The sequence below is a fragment of the Chloroflexota bacterium genome (genome assembly GCA_014360805.1).
Lineage (GTDB): Bacteria > Chloroflexota > Anaerolineae > DTLA01 > DTLA01 > DTLA01.
The window spans coordinates 1-16,253 of record JACIWU010000045.1; the positions used below are offsets into that span (position 1 = coordinate 1).

Annotated in this window: 14 protein-coding genes; 7 read left to right on the forward strand and 7 right to left on the reverse strand. The window is 65.2% G+C overall.

Annotated elements, in window-relative coordinates; all coding sequences use genetic code 11:
* Positions 1–6: 6 nt before the first annotated feature.
* Complete coding sequence (locus H5T65_08890) at positions 7–3,054, reverse strand: SUMF1/EgtB/PvdO family nonheme iron enzyme (GenBank protein MBC7259351.1); 3,048 nt, start codon at positions 3,052–3,054, stop codon at positions 7–9.
* Positions 3,055–3,354: 300 nt separating this feature from the next.
* On the opposite strand from H5T65_08890, the gene era reads away from it, so the two are divergent.
* The 3 genes from era to H5T65_08905 all read left to right on the forward strand — a co-directional run bounded on the left by era (position 3,355) and on the right by H5T65_08905 (position 7,756).
* Positions 3,355–4,296 carry a GTPase Era gene (era, locus tag H5T65_08895; protein MBC7259352.1) on the forward strand — a complete coding sequence of 314 codons (942 nt, stop codon included), beginning with the start codon at positions 3,355–3,357 and terminating at the stop codon, positions 4,294–4,296.
* Between the two features lie 87 nt (positions 4,297–4,383).
* Positions 4,384–6,087, forward strand: a complete 1,704-nt coding sequence (recJ, locus tag H5T65_08900; protein MBC7259353.1) for a single-stranded-DNA-specific exonuclease RecJ — start codon at positions 4,384–4,386, stop codon at positions 6,085–6,087.
* Between the two features lie 43 nt (positions 6,088–6,130).
* Positions 6,131–7,756, forward strand: coding sequence for a hypothetical protein (locus tag H5T65_08905; GenBank protein MBC7259354.1), 1,626 nt, complete (start codon positions 6,131–6,133; stop codon positions 7,754–7,756).
* On the opposite strand, the gene H5T65_08910 is transcribed toward H5T65_08905, so the two are convergent.
* Together H5T65_08910 and H5T65_08915 are read right to left on the reverse strand one after the other, a co-directional pair.
* Positions 7,753–8,115, reverse strand: a complete 363-nt coding sequence (locus H5T65_08910; protein ID MBC7259355.1) for a Rieske 2Fe-2S domain-containing protein — start codon at positions 8,113–8,115, stop codon at positions 7,753–7,755. The genes H5T65_08905 and H5T65_08910 overlap by 4 nt on opposite strands.
* Before the next feature lie 23 nt (positions 8,116–8,138).
* On the reverse strand, positions 8,139–8,453 hold the full coding sequence (locus tag H5T65_08915) for a hypothetical protein (GenBank protein ID MBC7259356.1): 315 nt from the start codon (positions 8,451–8,453) through the stop codon (positions 8,139–8,141).
* 206 nt (positions 8,454–8,659) lie between these two features.
* Here H5T65_08915 and H5T65_08920 point away from each other — a divergent pair, with 206 nt between their 5' ends.
* From H5T65_08920 to H5T65_08930, 3 genes are all read left to right on the forward strand, one after another.
* Positions 8,660–9,640 carry a hypothetical protein gene (locus H5T65_08920; GenBank protein ID MBC7259357.1) on the forward strand — a complete coding sequence of 327 codons (981 nt, stop codon included), beginning with the start codon at positions 8,660–8,662 and terminating at the stop codon, positions 9,638–9,640.
* Entirely contained in the window at positions 9,633–10,178 is a 546-nt protein-coding gene (locus H5T65_08925) for a hypothetical protein (GenBank protein ID MBC7259358.1), read from the forward strand. The genes H5T65_08920 and H5T65_08925 overlap by 8 nt, the downstream gene beginning before the upstream one ends.
* A gap of 93 nt (positions 10,179–10,271) precedes the next feature.
* Positions 10,272–10,793 (forward strand): YIP1 family protein, encoded by a 522-nt coding sequence (locus H5T65_08930; protein ID MBC7259359.1) that lies wholly within the window; start codon positions 10,272–10,274, stop codon positions 10,791–10,793.
* 55 nt (positions 10,794–10,848) lie between these two features.
* Here the strand turns inward: H5T65_08930 and H5T65_08935 are convergent, their stop codons facing one another.
* A complete protein-coding gene (locus tag H5T65_08935; protein ID MBC7259360.1) occupies positions 10,849–11,592 on the reverse strand; it encodes a phosphotransferase in 744 nt (247 codons plus the stop codon).
* Between the two features lie 18 nt (positions 11,593–11,610).
* Complete coding sequence (locus H5T65_08940) at positions 11,611–12,246, reverse strand: hypothetical protein (GenBank protein ID MBC7259361.1); 636 nt, start codon at positions 12,244–12,246, stop codon at positions 11,611–11,613.
* Positions 12,247–12,736: 490 nt separating this feature from the next.
* On the opposite strand from H5T65_08940, the gene H5T65_08945 reads away from it, so the two are divergent.
* Positions 12,737–13,759: a bifunctional 4-hydroxy-2-oxoglutarate aldolase/2-dehydro-3-deoxy-phosphogluconate aldolase gene (locus H5T65_08945; GenBank protein ID MBC7259362.1), complete on the forward strand. Its 1,023-nt coding sequence runs from the start codon at positions 12,737–12,739 to the stop codon at positions 13,757–13,759.
* 82 nt (positions 13,760–13,841) lie between these two features.
* On the opposite strand, the gene H5T65_08950 is transcribed toward H5T65_08945, so the two are convergent.
* Together H5T65_08950 and H5T65_08955 are read right to left on the reverse strand one after the other, a co-directional pair.
* Positions 13,842–14,114, reverse strand: a complete 273-nt coding sequence (locus H5T65_08950; GenBank protein ID MBC7259363.1) for a hypothetical protein — start codon at positions 14,112–14,114, stop codon at positions 13,842–13,844.
* Positions 14,111–16,129: a tail fiber domain-containing protein gene (locus H5T65_08955; GenBank protein MBC7259364.1), complete on the reverse strand. Its 2,019-nt coding sequence runs from the start codon at positions 16,127–16,129 to the stop codon at positions 14,111–14,113. Before H5T65_08955 ends, H5T65_08950 begins: the two co-directional genes overlap by 4 nt.
* Between the last annotated feature and the right edge of the window lie 124 nt (positions 16,130–16,253).

The following is a 16,253-nucleotide window of genomic DNA, read 5'->3' on the forward strand; positions in this document are numbered from 1 at the left end:
CAGCATTCAGAAACCAGAACCGACGGGAGAGACGAGACGAAAACCGAAGTAGTCGTAGGAGTAGTTCGGGTAGTACCTGTTGCGGAACTCGCAGCGAGCGCTGACTTGAAGGTTGTTCCAAGACCCGCCGCGCAGTCCATGCCAGCCTTCGACTCCGGTGGCTGTCCATTCCCACACATTGCCGGCTAAATCCATGAGGCCAAAAGGCTGGCTGGCGCCCAGGGGGTACATGGCCACCGGCGATGTGCCGCCGATTCCGGATTCAACGGTATTGGCCCTGGCCTTGATGTCCCGCTCGTCTCGGCTCGCAGGCCCCTTGGGCGGGTCCCACGGGAAGCGACTCGCGCCCGCGCCGCCTGCCGCTTTCTCCCACTCCTCCTCAAAGGGCAGGCGAACTTCCCGGCCACCGACTTCCACAAGCCCCGCCACGAGTTCGCGGTCGGCGTCGGGCAGGGTCTTGTCCCCCTTCCGCGCCCGGGCCAGGACATCGCTCAGCCACTTGGCGTATGCCGCTGCCTCATACCACGACACTCCCACGACCGGATACCCGCGCCGCTTCCTCCCGAAGCGAGGGGCCTGCCAGTATCGTGGCTCGCGGACGGGACCAGCGCCTCGGTAATCTGGATGCGCTGTCTCGCGCCACCGCCAGCCTTCTCTGGTCCACCACCTGGAATCCTCGTAGCCGCCCGCCAGGATGAACCGCTCGTACTGGGCATTGGTAACGGGATAGCGCATGACCATGAGGTCGCCGCCACCCTCGGCGCACCCCTTGCAACGCACCCATGCATGGAGGTCTTGGGGCAGCCATCCCAGTTCGTCCAGCGCCTCGCCCGCGGCGTAGCGGTCTTTGGGGTCAATCGCCGCGTCTATCATTCTGGCGTGCAGCGCGTCGCGAATCTGCGCGCGCAGCGGGGCGGGCAGCCGCGCTCCGGCATCCACCGCGCACCGGCCCGCCAGGGTAACGTGGCCGGCCCGGAGCATCTCGCCGAGGAGCATCTCGCGGCGCTTGTCCGAGAGATTGGGGTGCGCCGCGCCGAGGAGGATGACCTCGTGCCACCAGGAATCGGTGGCGTGATCCAGCACGGTCTGAACCATATCTGTATCCAGTTGTTCAATGAGGGCCGTGGCGGCTAGGTACTCGCGGAAACTGGCGTGCGAGAAGGCGTAGGTTTCGGGCTCGGATTCCACAAACAGGCCGCTCCGCTGGTGGGCGATAGCCAAGAAGTTCTCGGCCCAGGTTCCCTTCTCGGCGTCGGAGGCGCCCTCGCGCTCGTGGAAGAATTGCGCCAGATGCTTTGCCACGGCGTCGCGCTCCACGGACGACTTGTTCTCCCGCTGCATCCAGTCGGCCACGTCGGTCAGCGCGCGCCGCTTGGCTTCCACGGCCTCGCGTTCATCCATGAAGGCGCGTCCCGTGCCATCCATGCGCACCAGTTCTTGGACATCGGCGACGCCCTGCTCGGCCTTGTGCGTCTCCCAGAAGCCCAACATGAGGTCAACAATCTCTTTGTATATATCCACGCGACGCTCGGGCAGCGCAGTGCCGCGGTACTTATAGACGAGCACCAGGGTGGTGCAGAAGAGCGGGGTGCGCGACAGGTCGTCCACCTTGTCCTTCGCGCGGATGTCCGCGATCAACGGATGCGGCTCACCGAGGCGGTGCGGCGTGTCGGGTTCCAGCACGCGGAGCAGCCTCGTTACGAGTTCATCGCGGCCTTCGGGGGTGAGCGGCTGAACGACGCAGACGACGGGTTGCGGCAGATAGTCGGCAACCTCCTCGTACCCTCTGGGACGCGACGCCAAGCCAAAACGATTGCCCGTTTTCTTGTAATGGTTGATGAACGCGTTTACCATCTGTGCGACGGTGGCGCGCAGGTCGCGGTCGGCCACCTCGTCCAGCCCATCCAGCAGGACCAGGCACTTTCCCGCGTTCAGCCGACGGTGGAAGAAATCGGGGGGCAAAAGCAGGTCATGCTCGGCGAAGTAGTCCTCAATGAACTTGCGCAACGCCAGCGGCGCGGGGTTCGTGTACTCCTTGCGGTTGTCGGCCAGAAAGCGGCCAAAGTTGCGCAGGGGCACAAGGATGGGCAGGAGCGGGTCGCCCGTCCAGTCTAGCCGGTCGGCCGCCTCGCCGCGGGCAAAGGCAAGGGCCATGTGGCGCAGCAGGGTTGTCTTTCCGCTGCCGGGCTTCCCCTTCAGCAGGAACACCCGATACTTGGCAAGCACCTCCTTCACAGTTACGGGCTTGTCTTGCTCAGCATCGGTCTCCATCTCCTCGCGTGCGAAGTCTCTGAAGCCCATGCGGGCCTGCTTGCGACGCATGCGCTCCTCGGCTTCGGGATCTTGCACTTCCAGCGGCACGAAGACAGTTTCCAGTTCGGCCTCGGTGCACACCTGCCCCGGCCGGCCCGATGGTTTGATGAACAGGAACGACAGCGCGCTGCAGGACTCGATGACGTGGGCGAGGTACTCCTTGAGGGCTTGCACGTCATTCTTGTCGGGGTCTATGTTGCGGTCCAGGAGCAGGACACGCCAGTAGCGCGCAATCCGCGCCGCGTCCTCGCTGATGTTCCGGATGTGTTCGCGGTTCCTCTCGTCGTTGGCGTACTGGATGAGTGCCCCGTAGACTGGATGTTCGGATAGGTAAAAGCGCGTCTTCCGCAGGAACGTGGCGAGGACAGGCAGGCGGTCAGATGGCCAACGCAGCCTGCTCACGAGTTCGCGCGGGATGAGCGCGGGATCGTCTTCCGTCATCAAGAGCACCGCGCGGGCCATGTCGCGGCGGAGTTCGGGGTTGTCTTTGGCTTGCATCTGATCAAACCCCAGGTTCAGCGCGTAGCGGACAAACCCTTCCGGTTCGCAGTCGGCACCGATATCGGCGAACGCCTGCTCCACGGCCGTGAGCAAGTCTTCATCGCTCTCAATCTGATCCAACTTGCGGTTGACGAGACGTTTCAGCGCCTCCTCGGCGGGTTTCGGCGCAAGCGCAGCCGTTACTTCGCCCAAGCCCAGTCCCAGGGCCGCTGCGATTCCGATTATGATGGGAGCAACCATAGCCCACCTCCTACGCGCACGCAGACGTCCACAACCGTGGTCCGCGCACAAGTATAGCGCAAGTGGGCGATGGGTGTCCAGCAGCGGGGGCGCGGCGCTGCCGACGTCGGGGCCGGCCTACCCCACCATTTGGATTCCCTGCTCGGCAAACCGAACGACGCTCGGTCATTCTCGCCCCAGAATTGAGATGCAGCCCCCAACGCGCGTACTTGACACCCCGTGCTTCTGACGGTATTCTTGGCGCATGACCGAAGAGGTCGCGGCGAAATCAATCCGGGAGCACTCATCATGGACGACCACATGGACGTGTTGATTCCAGAGAGCCTGCCCGAAGACCATCGTTCGGGGTTCGTGGCGCTGGTGGGCCGGCCCAATGTGGGCAAGTCCACGCTGATGAACGCCTACCTGGGGCAGAAAATCGCCATCGTCTCCGAGAAGCCCCAGACGACGCGCCAGCGGATTCTCGGTGTCCTGACGGAGCCACATTACCAGATCGTGTTCGTGGACACGCCGGGCATCCACACGCCGCACCACCGGCTCGGTGAGTACATGGTAACCACGGCCAGGCGCGCGCTCAAGGACGCGGATGTGATCCTGTGGCTGGTGGACGGGTCTGTCCCGCCGACGCCTGACGACGAGTCCATCGGGCAGATTCTGCGGGATGCGGCGAAAGTACCGGTGATTCTGGCCGTCAACAAGATAGACCTGGTACGCGAAGAGGACTGGGATGGCATCGCCGCGCCGTACCTGGCCCTGGCGAACGTCCATGCCCACGCGCTCATCTCCGCGACGCGCGGGGATAATCGGGACCGCCTGTTGGAGATGATTGTGGAGGCGCTGCCGCTCGGTCCCCGCTACTTCCCCGAGGAGCAGGTTACGGATCAGGACGAGCGGTTCCTGGCGGCGGAGTTGATTCGCGAGCAGGTGTTGCGCGAGTGCCACCAGGAGGTGCCCCACTCCGTTGCCGTGATCGTGGACGAGTTCAAGGATCGCAGCGATGATCTCTCCTATATCAGCGCCACGATTGCCGTGGAGCGCGAGTCGCAGAAGCAGATTGTGATCGGGCGCGGCGGCAGTATGTTGAAGCGAATCGGCCAGGGCGCGCGGCTGGAGATAGAGAAGGCGCTGGGTCGGCGCGTGTATCTGGAACTCTGGGTCAAAGTGCTGCCGAAGTGGCGGCGAGATCCCGCCCTGCTCAAGCGCCTCGGGTACGTCTTGCCTCCAGAGGCGGACGCAGATTGACATTTAGGAATCCGGTGGTAGAATTGCGGCACTTGCGACTTCGGTCGCGTGCACAATCCCTCGACAAGGAAGGCTGTCGCGTTGGCGTTGACGAACAAGAAGTGGCAGGTGGCTCCTCCTATACCGGATAACGTGCTCCATGAATTCCGGGAGGCCGGATTTCACCCCTTGATCGCCCAGATTCTGTACAATCGGGGCGTCGGCTCGCCCCAGGAGGCCGAGGCGTTCTTTCACCCCAGCGAAGAGCCGAATCCTTTTCGGCTGCCGGATATGCACGAGGCCGTTACGCGATTGCGCGAGGCCATCCGCAAGGGCGAACTCATCATCGTGTGCGGCGATTACGATGTGGACGGCGTAACGGCCACGGCGCTGATGTGCGAGACGCTGGCATCGCTGGGCGCGCGGGTACAGCCCTATATCCCGAACAGGGTTAGCGAGGGGTATGGGCTCAGCGTGGCGGCCATGCGCCAGTTTGCGGAACAGGGGTGCCGACTCATCCTGACGGTGGATTCGGGGATTCGCGCCAACCCCGAGGCGGACTGGGCGCGCGAGCACGGCATAGACATGATCATCACCGACCACCACTCGCCGCGGGGCGAATTGCCTCGCGCCCTCGCCGTTGTCAATCCCAAGCGGGACGACAGCCGCTATCCCTTCCCCGACCTCTCCGGTGTTGGGGTCGCCTACAAGTTGGCGCAGGGCTTGCTGCGTTCCCACAGTCAGTTGCCCATTCGCGCGGACGCGCGTCCGGTGCGCGAGTCGGACTTGCTGGATCTGGTGGTGCTGGGTACGGTGGCGGATTTGGCGCCGTTGCGGGGCGAGAACCGCGCCCTGGTGGTGCGGGGGATGGAGGCGCTCCGTAACACCCGCCGGCCGGGGTTGAGGGAACTGATCGCCACCAGCGCCTTGCGCGGGCCTGTATCGGTGGGGCATATTGGCTACGTCCTTGGCCCGCGCCTGAACGCCGCCGGACGGTTGTACACGGCGATGGACAGTTACCGCCTGCTCACCACGCGGTCGCACGAGGAGGCCAAAAAACTGGCGCAGCGGCTGGAGGACTGCAACCGCGAGCGCCAGTGCCTGACGGCCGAAGCCATAGAGCGGGCGTACCCGCAGGCGCACGAGCAGGCGGCCAGCGCCGCATTGCTGTTCGTGGCCGACCGCGACATCCCCGAAGGGATCGCAGGGCTTGTGGCCACGCGCCTGGTGGAGGAATTCTACCGGCCATCCGTCGTCGTGCAGATCTCCGACGGCGTCAGCCGTGGGTCGGCGCGAAGCATCCCCGAATGGAACATCACGGCGGCCCTGGACCGGTGCAGCCATCTGCTGGTGCGGCACGGTGGCCACGCCGCCGCCGCTGGGTTTGAAGTGGAGACCGAGCGTCTGAGCATCTTGCGCGAGGAACTGCTTCGGATTGCCCATGCGGATCTGGAAGCCGAGGCGCTGATGCCCACGCTCGTGGTGGATGCCGAGGTCCCGCTGCGCGAAATGACGTGGGCGTTTCAGCGCGAATTGGCCCGCCTGGAGCCTTTCGGCTATGACAATCCGACACCGGTCTTTCTGTGCCGCAATGTGCTGGTCAGGGACAGCCGCATCGTCGGCGAGAGGCATTTGCGGCTGTGGCTCTCCGATGGCGTGGCGGTCTGGGATGCCATTGCGTTCAAGCAGGCGGACCGCGCCTCCGGCCTTCCGCACCACGTGGATGTGGCTTTCTCCCTGGAGGTCAACACGTGGAACGGCCAGGACAGGCTTCAGTTGCATGTCAAGGAAATCTGGCCGGCGGCCGGCTAGGGTGCGACTGGCGAAATCCGTGCGGACAGGGACTGGCAACTCCGTGGGAGTGCGCGTAGGGCGAATCGCGGTCTATCTTCTGGCGTTGCTTATCGGGCTGGCGCCTGGTTGGTGTGGTGCAGCCCCGCCTGACCCCCGATTTGGCGCAGTTGAGGCATTCTTCGCGCCGTTTGACGCCGACGAGGCTGGCGTGGCCTGGGAGCGCGTGCTGTTCTACTGGCGCGAAATCCAGCCCGAGCCGGGCATGTGGCGCGATGACTACTTCCCGCCGGACATCCTCCAGCGGGAAATCTCATCCGGCCGCGAGATTGTCGGGCTGCTCATCAATCCTCCCGGCTGGGCCAACGGCTACAGGGGAGACCAGTCGCCCCCTGACGGGCTGTATCTCCCCATAGATGACCCCGCGAACCATTGGGCGCATTTTGTGTCCCGAATTGTTGGGCAGTACCGGGGCGTGATCCGCCACTGGATTCTCTGGAACGAGCCGGACGTGTGGGATCCCGCGCACTTTGGATACACATGGGCCGGCTCGCTGGACGAATTCGTGCAACTGACGCGGGTGGGGTATCTGGCGGCGAAGCGGGCCGACCCCGACTGCGTGGTGCACCTGGCGGGGCTGACCTACTGGTGGGACGTGGAATACGGGCGCCGACCGTTCTTTGAGCGCTTTCTGGAGAAGGTTGCCGAGGATCCGCAGGCGCGGGCGCACGGGTTCTACTTTGACGTGGTTTCCCTCCACATCTACTTCAAGCCTCGCACGATACCCGAAATCGTGGGGAAGACCCGCGCCGCCATGCGCCGCTACGGGCTAAACAAGCCCATCTGGCTGGACGAGACCAACGCGCCGCCCTTTGACGACCCGCAACACCCGATTGCGCACCCGCGCTTTCGGGTTACGCTGGCCGAGCAGCGGGCCTTTCTCGTGCAGGCGTTCGCGCTGGCTTTGGCGTCCGAAGTTGAGCGGGTGGCCGTGTACAAGATGTCGGACCGGCCGAGCATTGAGCCGTGGGAGGAGCCTTTCGGTATGGTGCGCGCGGATGGCAGCAGGCGGCCGGTTTACAATGCATTCCGCACGGCGGTGTCCTTCATGGCCGGGACGAGGGCCGCCCGGTGGGAAGACCGGGGCCGTTTCGCTGTTGCGTCGCTGGACCAGGGCGCCAAAACCACGCGGGTTTTGTGGAACTGGACCTCAGAGCCGGTCGTCGCGCAAGTCGCCGCTGCCGCGCCTCACGCTGTGGTATTCTCACTGGACGGGCAGGTTCAGGAGAGCGCACCAAAGGCCGGCTTTCACATCATCTCGCTGCCGCCCGCGGTATGTGAGGCTCCCCGGTGCGACATCGGAGGCGAGCCGGTGCTGCTGGTGGAGGAGGCCCCCATCGCAAGGGTGGGGAGTCTCATCCCCACGCCTACCGCCGCCCCGTCTCCAGAGCCAAGCCCAACACGCGCGCCGACGCCTGTCCCGCCGACGGCGACGCACGCGCCGAGTCCCACGGCGGTCGCTTCGCCCACCCCTGCACCGCCGACGCCGACGCGCTCGGAAGCAACCGCCGCGCCCGCGCCATCTGGGAGCGCGCCTGCCCGCTCAAGAGTGCCCGTGTGGGGAGTGGGGCTTGGGCTGGCCCTGGGCATGATGGCCGCCATCGCTGCACGACGCAGGGCGGCGCGCTAGTCGGCGGAGATCCCGATCCAGACCTGCCCGTCGTGAATGCGGGTCGGGTAGGTCTGCAAGCCCTTGGGTTTGGCGAAGATGCGCGACGCCTTCTGCGCGATCCCCGGTAGTTCGGCGACCCAGGCCGTGTTGCTGCCGTCGCGGACGTCAAAGCGCGAGCCATGCGCCGGGCACGTTACCTCAAACTGGCTGAGTTTGCCGCGCGCCAGGTGTGCCTTCATGTGTGGGCACAGGCCCTGCGCCGCGTAGTATGTGCCGCCCACGCGAGCGAGCAGAACCGCTGCGCCGCCGACTTGGACTTCTTTCATCTCCCCATCGGACAACATGTTCTCGGGGCCAATCGGTTTCCAATCTGCCATTGCTCACCTCCTGCAGGGCAGGGTCATTTGCCGTAGGTTTGGGCGAGATGCTGCACGAGCGCCTCGGCTTCCACGTCGTTGAGTTGCGCGCCGTGGCTTCGCATCCGCGCGATCACCGTTTGCCACTCGTTGGCCGTGCGGGGCGTCTGCCGGACGCGGTCCAGGGCGTGGCAGCGGGTGCACCGAGCCTGGAGCAGCGAGGCCCCGTCCGGCTGGGTGGCTGCGGTCGGGGGTGGAGATGTGGGCGCGGGCTTCTCGCTACTGGTGCACGCCACGCTGCCCAACGCGACGAGCAAGACGAGGAGCGCGATTGCGAGGAATGTTGTTCTCGGTCTCATGGGGTCCTCCGGATATGGGCTTCTAGCGACATCGGGCCGATGGTGGTACACGCTGGTGGAAGTATAGCCGAATGCGGCGGCGCGTCAAAGCGGCGGCGTTAACGTGCTCCGACGCGGCGCGATTCGGGAACTGGGCGACCTGGCTCTTGCGCGTACCGCCGGTGTGCGCTACAATGTTGCCTGCTACTGCTTGGGGGGAGAGGTGTATGTCTTCTGGCAGGGTCGTAACGGTTTCGGCTCCTGCGAGCCTGGGTATCCTCGGCGACCCCGGGGACTTGTTCGGCGGCGCGGTTCTGGCCTGTAGCGTGTCTCTCACGGCGTCGGTGGAGGTGGGCCCGTCGCAAGCCTTTGAAATCTGGGCGGACTCGCAGCAGCGGCTCATCAAGTGGGCCGGCGACATGCGGTTCCAGGACGACGCCTGGGATGCGGCGCGGGCGGCATTGCAGTTTCTGCGGTGGGGGCTGGAACCGGTGCGGATAGCGTACTCCACGACGCCCAGGGGTTGGGGTCTGGGGGATTCGGCGCCGACACTGGTGGCGTTGCTGCGGGGGCTGCTGGGCTGGCGCGGCGAGGATGTGCTGCCCTACCATCTGGCCGAGGCGGCCTACTCTCTGTCACATACCGTCTTCGGCGAGGTGGGTGGGCTTGCCGCGGCGTACATGGCGGCGTTCCAGGGGCTGTGCCTGCTGGATTTCCGCCAGCGCGATGATTCCAACTCCAACGCGCGCGTGTACGCGACGGTGGAGCGGCTGGCGCCTCCGGTGCGCAACATACCGCTCGTTGTCGCCCACAAGGGCGCGGGACGACCTGCCAGGGATGCCCTGCTCGGGTTGCGGGAACGGTGGCTTGCCGGAGAGCGGCGGGTTCAAGATTCATATCGGATTATTGACCGCCTGGTTCACGAGGGGAAGACGGCAGTCCTAGAGGGCGACTGGGAGCGATTGGGCAGGCTGATGAACGAGAACGCGATCATCCAGAGCAACTTGACGTCGTTTGATCCTTGCAGCGAGGAATTGGCCGAGGCGGCGCTGAATGCCGGAGCGTGGGGCGTGCGACCCGTGGGCGTGGGCGAGTACGGCACTATCGTCGCGCTTCACCCCGAGCCGGCCGAGTTGGCCAAGATTTGGACGCAGATGGGAGCGCAGATTCTTGAACTTGCGTTGGAACAGGAGGGCAACGATGGGTGAATCCGAGGAAGCGGTGGCGGGCAAAATCAGCATCCGCCGCGGAAACCTGGGAGACGTGGATGCGGAGCAGGTGAACCTGGTGCAGTGCGCGGCCCGTGGCGTAAATGGCCACGAGGTTCGCATGGTGCAGTGCAGCGCGCAGTCGGTGCGGGCCGAGAACCTCTCGGGCACGATGACTGCGGCGCTGGAGCAGGATGCCGCGACGGCCAGCCTGCGCTTTTGTAGCGTCGGCATGCTGGACGCGGATAGGGCGGAGGTCAGACTCGGGAACGTGTATGCCGTCCTGGGCCATCAGGTTGCGCTGCGGTCGTGCGGCGCGCGGATGATCGTGGCGCAGGATCGCGTGGACATGCAGCAGAGCGGGGCGGCGGTGGTCGCGGCGCGGGAGATTGAGGCGTCGGAGGTGCGCGCCGGAGTCGTCCTGGCGAAGGAGATTCGCGGCACGGTGCGGGCGCTGCTGGATACGCGGGCGGCTGCGGTGTTCGGCGCGGCTTTCGGCGCCGCCTTTGCCGCCGTCTGGCTACTCCGTCGCAGGTGAGCGTAGCGTTTCGGCGGGTGCGGTGTTTTCCTAGATGAAGGTCGTGTTATCCGCGCTTCAACAAGACTCACTACAGCAAGGAGGTTAGGAACGATGGTTGAGCGGATTATGCGAGTGTTGCGGTTGGACACGTCGGTCTTCAAGGAGATTGCCAAGGATGCGGCGGCGACCACGGAGGCGGGCATCATCGTGGTGGCGGTGAGCCTGCTGAGCGGCATCGGGGCGGGCATTCGAGGCCGGTTCTTCTCCCACCTTGTCTGGGAACTCGTTGCAGGGGTGGTTCTGGGCTGGCTCCTGTGGGCAGTCGTTACGTATTTCATCGGGACGTCGCTGTTCGGCGGCAAGACGACGGTGGAGGAGATGCTGCGGGTGCTGGGCTACGCGAGCGCGCCGCGGCTTCTTGGCCTCTTCGGCTTTATCCCGTGCGTCGGATGGCTGGCCGCGCTCGTTGGCGCGATTCTCGCGCTCGTTGCCGGCTTCCTCGCGGTGCGCGAGGCGATGGAGTTTGACACCGGCAAGGCTGTCGTAACGGTGGTCATCGGCTGGCTTGTGTACCTGATTCTCACGGCGGTGCTGGCGCCGATTGTGGGAATCGGCTACGTCCTCACTCAGTAGTGCGCCCGACAAAGGCCCCGAGACTTCTCGGGGCCTTTTGTGTTTTGGCGCGGCATTAGCGGGGGATGCGCGCATACGCGGGCGCTAACTTCCGCGAGGCCCACAGTCCCAGGCGCGTGTGGCTGATGCGCCGATGCCACACGTGCCCGGCGTAGTGCTTGAGCGCATAGCGCGCCCCTGCGGGCGTGGTGCGACGCTCCAAGATGGCCGCCTTGAGGTCGGCGGCCGTGTGCCCCGGGAACAGCGTTACGCCGCGCCCGATGGTTCCCAGGTAGTGGGCATCGCTCCCGCCGGTTACGGCCACGCCCAGCCACTCCGCCGCCAGGCGCGCCACCCACTCCATGGGCGGAATGGTGATACTGGCGTTGAACGCCTCCAGGCCGTCTATCCCCAGGTCTTTCAGATGCCACGGCGCAAGGACGCGCGGGCGCACCGACAAGAGGCTTGCGGAGAACGGCTCTATGGCGTGGGCGGCGACGGCGATCCCGCCTTGCTCGTGAATCAGGGCGATGGTCTCGCCCGCCGGCAGTCCGGCGGGTATCGGCTGCTCCACCCATAGGGCCAGGATGTGCCCGTGTCTGGACGACACCTCCATGGCGGGGACGGCTTCCAGGCCGTACTCATGCGCGAGGTCGCGTGCGGTGAGGGAGCCATCCAGCGTATCGTGGTCTGCAATCGCCACCACGTTGAGATCAGTATGCTTTCGGACGTACTCTAGAATCTCACGGATGCTTGCGGCGCCGTCGCTGTGGTTGCTGTGGATGTGGATGTCGGCCTTGCCGGTGTAGAATGGGGTCACGAGTGGCGCAAAGCCTCCTTACCGCGGGAGTAGAGCGTAGGCCAGCACAGGGCCATAGAGGACGCCGGAGAGGGCAGCGCCGGCCACAACTTGGCGGAACGTGTGCCGTTTGAGGCGAAGGCGCGCCCACGCGACGGCGAACAAGATGGGCGCGAGGAGCAGGGCCGCGAAGGTTCCGTAGACCACGGCGAATGCGCACACCAGGGCCGAGGCTGCCGCCGCGTGGAAACTAATCTGCCAGAATACAGTTACCGCGGTCAGGAGCATGGCCTGAATCAGGCCGATGCCCAGGAAAACGCTCAAGGGGCGCGGCGCTCCGAGGGCGATGGCGGCGACAAATGCGGCGGCCGTGCACACCAGCGTTACGGCCAGCGGGCGAAGTCGCTGGTCGCGTATGGCGACGTGCAGGTCTCCCACTTTGCCCTGTCGCACGAGGCGAATCAAGTAGGCAAGGGGCACCAGGTCTGCCAGGAGAATGTAGAGCGCACTCCACGTCAACGCGGCCAGCCAGGTGGGGGTTGCCAGTCGGGTGAGGAGCACGGCCACACTGCCCGATAGAACCGGCGGGCTGAACACGTCGGAGATGCGCCGGGCGAGCCACGCACTCCACGTCGCAGGTTCAAGCCCGTTGCTTGTTAGGTCTGGTTGTTGCATACTTTGTTACCTGTTTCTCTACTCGCTCGCTACAACGATACATCATGTTCGTAATCTTGGGCGTGAAGGTGGCGCGAAAAGCGCGTGAACCTGGCGTTGTCGCACAAAAACCGCCTCGGGCCTTGTCCGAGGCGGTTCTTCGCAATGACCTCAGCACCCAATCCAAAGCTATTATACCATCAATGGCCTGTTTTACCAAATAGGGCTCGCCGTGATACGGTTCCAAACTCTGTTGGTCGCGGCATGGGTACAGGTGCGGCGTACTTCCGGAAGTGCGTCGCCCCTTGCTCACCAACACAAAGTAGAGCCGCGCTCTCGCCGTTCGCAATGGCGGGGGCCAGAAGACTTTGGAACCAAGACGCTCCCCGCTTGCCAGGGAGAGCGATTCAAAGTATGATGTCCGTTGGCGCGCTGGAGGGCGGCAATATCGGCCCAGGGATGGCCGAGCGCCCGCCTTGGTGCGCGCAACTTCTACGCCAGGAGGGTGGAAATGGCTCGATTCAGTCGGCTTGAGGTCCTCAACGAAACGCTTCGCATCGGCATGGTGCCCACGTTCTACCATCCGGACCTGGAGACGTCCAAGAGCATCGTTGAGGCGTGCGCGGCAGGTGGCGCGCGCGTGGTGGAGTACATGAACCGCGGGGATAACGCCCACCGCGTGTTCTCGGACCTGGTGATGCACTTCGCTCAGGCGGATCCATCGGTCATTCTGGGCGCGGGTTCGGTGCTGGATCCGGCGACGGCGGCGCTGTACATTTCCAGCGGGGCGAATTTCATCGTGGGCTCGGTGTTCAACCCCGAGGTCGCGCGGGTGTGCAATCGGCGGAAGGTCGCATACATGCCCGGGTGCGGCAGCGCCAGCGAAATCTCGGAGGCCGAAGAGGCGGGCGTGGAGATTTGCAAGATTTTCCCCGCGGCGTCGGTGGGCGGGCCGGACTTCGTGAAGGCGCTGCTGGGGCCGACGCCGTGGTCGCGCATCATGCCAACGGGCGCGGCGGTGGAGGCCACTCGGGAGAATATCCAGGCGTGGTTCACGGCAGGCGTGGCGGCTGTGGGCATCGGGAGTAACCTGCTGCGAGCCGAATGGATACAGGCCGGCGATTGGCCGGCCATCTCGCGCCTGGCGTCGCAGGTCATCGGTTGGATTCGCGAGGCGCGCGGCGGGAGCCTGTACCTCGGCGTGGAACATCCCGGCCTGTATCCCTACGGGGGAGCCACAGGACGCGAGATCGCGGAGTGGTACAGCCGAACCTTCGGGTTCCGCATGAGCGAGGGGACGACGAGTTTCTTCGTGGCGGGCCCGGGGCCTGGGCGCGTTGAGGTGCTCAAGGAGGGCGGCACGGATCGCAGCCATGTGGCCATTGAGGTGGCGGACTTTGAGGCGGCCATGGCGGACCTCCAGGGCAAGGGCATTGAGCTTGAGACCCCCAAGATTCTCCCGGACGTGAAGGCGGTCTTCCTGAAGCAGACCGACCCCGCGGGCAATCGGGTGCACCTGATCTGGCGGCGGTAGGGGCGCGGGCGCTATCCGCCGATTCGCAATCCGTGCACGGTGGGACGGAGGGCAAGCGGGTGATTGCCCTCCGTCCGTTTGCCTAGCGGAGGATGATCGGCAAGTACCGGAGGTAGGCGGGCGGAACTCCCGCCCAGAAGCCGCCGGTGAGGCTGTAGGCCCCGCCGCTCGCGGACTCGCCGGTATGTCCGATGCTGGCTGCAAGCGTGTATGGCCCACCCTGGCACTGCACGCCCCCGCCGCCGATGAAATACCATGTCAGTTCGTAGGGGCCGGATGCCATCGCCGTGACGGTGAGCAGGAGTACCGTCAGGATGACAACGGCCGCTATCTGGATGCGGCGCGCGGTGCTCATTGTTGGCCTCCTGCCCGTTGCTGTTTCATCTGGGAGACAATCGCTTCCAGGTTCGCAAGGCGCGTTTGCAACTCGGACATCTGCTGCTTCAGGTCGGCATTCTCCGTTTCCAACTGCTGGATGCGCGATGCTTGACTCTTGGCCATCGTGTACAACCCCTGGATTGCGGCAAGGGCCACCCCGTCGGCGTCAATGGTGCTGATAAGCGTTTCATCCTCGCCCAGGCCAAAGGCCGCGTAGAAGTCCTGCGCCATGGGCCCCATGTGGCGGATGGTGTCGTCCTGCGCCTTGTAGTTCCATGTGGTGATGGGGACCTTGCTCAGGCGCTCCAAGACTGCCTGGCCGTCGGCGATAGCGAAGTTCTCCTTCAGTTTGCGATCGCTCACCGATGACCATGCGCTGGCACCCGGCAAGACGCGGACGCCGCTGGTGAGGGCGGTGTTCGTGTAGAAATACACGCCGCCAGTCGCGCGCGCGAGCCAGGCGTTGTTGGTACTGCACGTGATGTCGGCGTCGGTGGAATCGCCCCACACGAAGCAACCTGTATTGAGCGCCTTGGCGCGGCGCCCTGCGGCGAGGCTGTAGGAACCCTGCGCGGTGTTGGCATCGCCTCCCGGAACCGTGGCGTGGGGGCCGCTGGCCGTATTGCCCTGGCCGCCCCCGACGGTGGCGCGGGTGGCGCTCGCGATGTTGTTCATGCCACCTGCGATTGTCGCGGCGTAGGCGCTGGCGTTGTTGCCGGTTCCGCCGCCAACGGTCGTGCGCTCGCCAGTGGCCTGGTTGGAGGCTCCCCCGCCGATGGTAGCGGCATAGGTGCTGGCGTTGTTGGTGCGCCCTCCGGCCACGGTGGCGATCTCGCCGCCGGCTCGGTTGTCGTTGCCGCCCGCCACCGTAGCGTTCAGCCCCTGCGCCCTGTTGCCCACGCCCCCGGCTACGAGAGAGCCGTCGCCGCTGGCCGTGTTGCTCCAGCCGCCTCCAATGGTGGCGAACTGGAATGTGGCTGCATTGTTGACGCCGCCGCCGACGGTGGTATATCTGGCGCTGGCTGCATTGTCTTTGCCGCCACCTATCACCGCTGCTTCGCCGCTGGCGGTGTTCTGGAGCCCGCCGCCCACTGTAGCGTGTTCTGCGCTGGCGAGGTTTTCCTCGCCGCCGCTCACCGTTGAGTGCCAGTCGCTCGCACGGTTCCCATCGCCTCCGCCCACGAAGGCAAAGCCGCCCTCGGCGGTATTGCTGCCGCCACCGGCCACTGCGGCGCCTTGGTGGGTGGCCGCATTGGAGATGCCGCCGCCTACTGTGCTCCACATTTCACTGGCCGTATTGTGGAATCCTCCGCCCACGATAGAGTTCTCGCCCTCCGCATGGTTGTCCGCGCCTCCGCCGACCGTGGCATAGTTCCCTGCGGTGTTGACCCAGTAGCCCACGTCCGGTGGCAATTTGAGTTGTCCGCCTCCGCCGCCGATGGTAGCGCCGTATGCGCCTGGGATGGCGCGGTTCATCACGAACCCGCCAATCACGTTGGGGCCGCCGGAGTAGACACCGCCTGGCTCCAGCCGTATGCCGCCAACCTCCGTCTTCAGTTCGCCGGCGGTGTTGGCATCCGCGGCGTGGTTCGCATGCAGCGCATAGGGCGTCGGCATCAGGGCTTGTCTAGGGGACAGCGTGGTGAAGACGGTGTCTCCAGGGCCTTTGACGGCCACTTCCAGCCATACCGCCTGGCCGGTAAAGGCAGGGCCAAAGTCCAGGCTCACGGTGAACAGGCCACGGCTGACAGGCATATCCACCCGACTGATGGGGCCACCGACCTGAGTCCCGCCCGCTGCAGCGTCGTACAGTCTGAACTCAAAGTCAAACAGCCCTTCTGCGGGGCTTCCGCCTGCGTTGAGGCGGGCTTGATAGGTGAACGCGGTGCCCATTGGAGCCTGGGATCTGGGGCTTTGGGCAGCAACCAGGCCAGGGATGAGTGAAACCAGAACCAGGAACACAGAAGCAAGAATGAACAGTCGCGATCTCATGGGGTGCTCTCCTTGTCTCGGCGCGGCGAGACGTGGGCTTTGAGGGCGAGCGCGGCAGCCTGCACCGCCGGCGAGAGTGGAAGCGGTGGTGGGAGAAGGGTCAGGACGCATCAAAACTCGTCTG

Excerpts from the sequence above, each read along its gene's own strand:
- H5T65_08945 (MBC7259362.1), top strand. The coding sequence starts at position 12,737 with ATGGCTCGATTCAGTCGGCTTGAGGTCCTCAACGAAACGCTTCGCATC.
- H5T65_08915 (MBC7259356.1), bottom strand. The coding sequence starts at position 8,453 with ATGAGACCGAGAACAACATTCCTCGCAATCGCGCTCCTCGTCTTGCTC.
- H5T65_08950 (MBC7259363.1), bottom strand. The coding sequence starts at position 14,114 with ATGAGCACCGCGCGCCGCATCCAGATAGCGGCCGTTGTCATCCTGACG.
- H5T65_08890 (MBC7259351.1), bottom strand. The coding sequence starts at position 3,054 with ATGGTTGCTCCCATCATAATCGGAATCGCAGCGGCCCTGGGACTGGGC.
- H5T65_08955 (MBC7259364.1), bottom strand. The coding sequence starts at position 16,129 with ATGAGATCGCGACTGTTCATTCTTGCTTCTGTGTTCCTGGTTCTGGTT.
- H5T65_08910 (MBC7259355.1), bottom strand. The coding sequence starts at position 8,115 with ATGGCAGATTGGAAACCGATTGGCCCCGAGAACATGTTGTCCGATGGG.
- H5T65_08925 (MBC7259358.1), top strand. The coding sequence starts at position 9,633 with ATGGGTGAATCCGAGGAAGCGGTGGCGGGCAAAATCAGCATCCGCCGC.
- H5T65_08930 (MBC7259359.1), top strand. The coding sequence starts at position 10,272 with ATGGTTGAGCGGATTATGCGAGTGTTGCGGTTGGACACGTCGGTCTTC.
- era (MBC7259352.1), top strand. The coding sequence starts at position 3,355 with ATGGACGTGTTGATTCCAGAGAGCCTGCCCGAAGACCATCGTTCGGGG.
- H5T65_08940 (MBC7259361.1), bottom strand. The coding sequence starts at position 12,246 with ATGCAACAACCAGACCTAACAAGCAACGGGCTTGAACCTGCGACGTGG.
- H5T65_08920 (MBC7259357.1), top strand. The coding sequence starts at position 8,660 with ATGTCTTCTGGCAGGGTCGTAACGGTTTCGGCTCCTGCGAGCCTGGGT.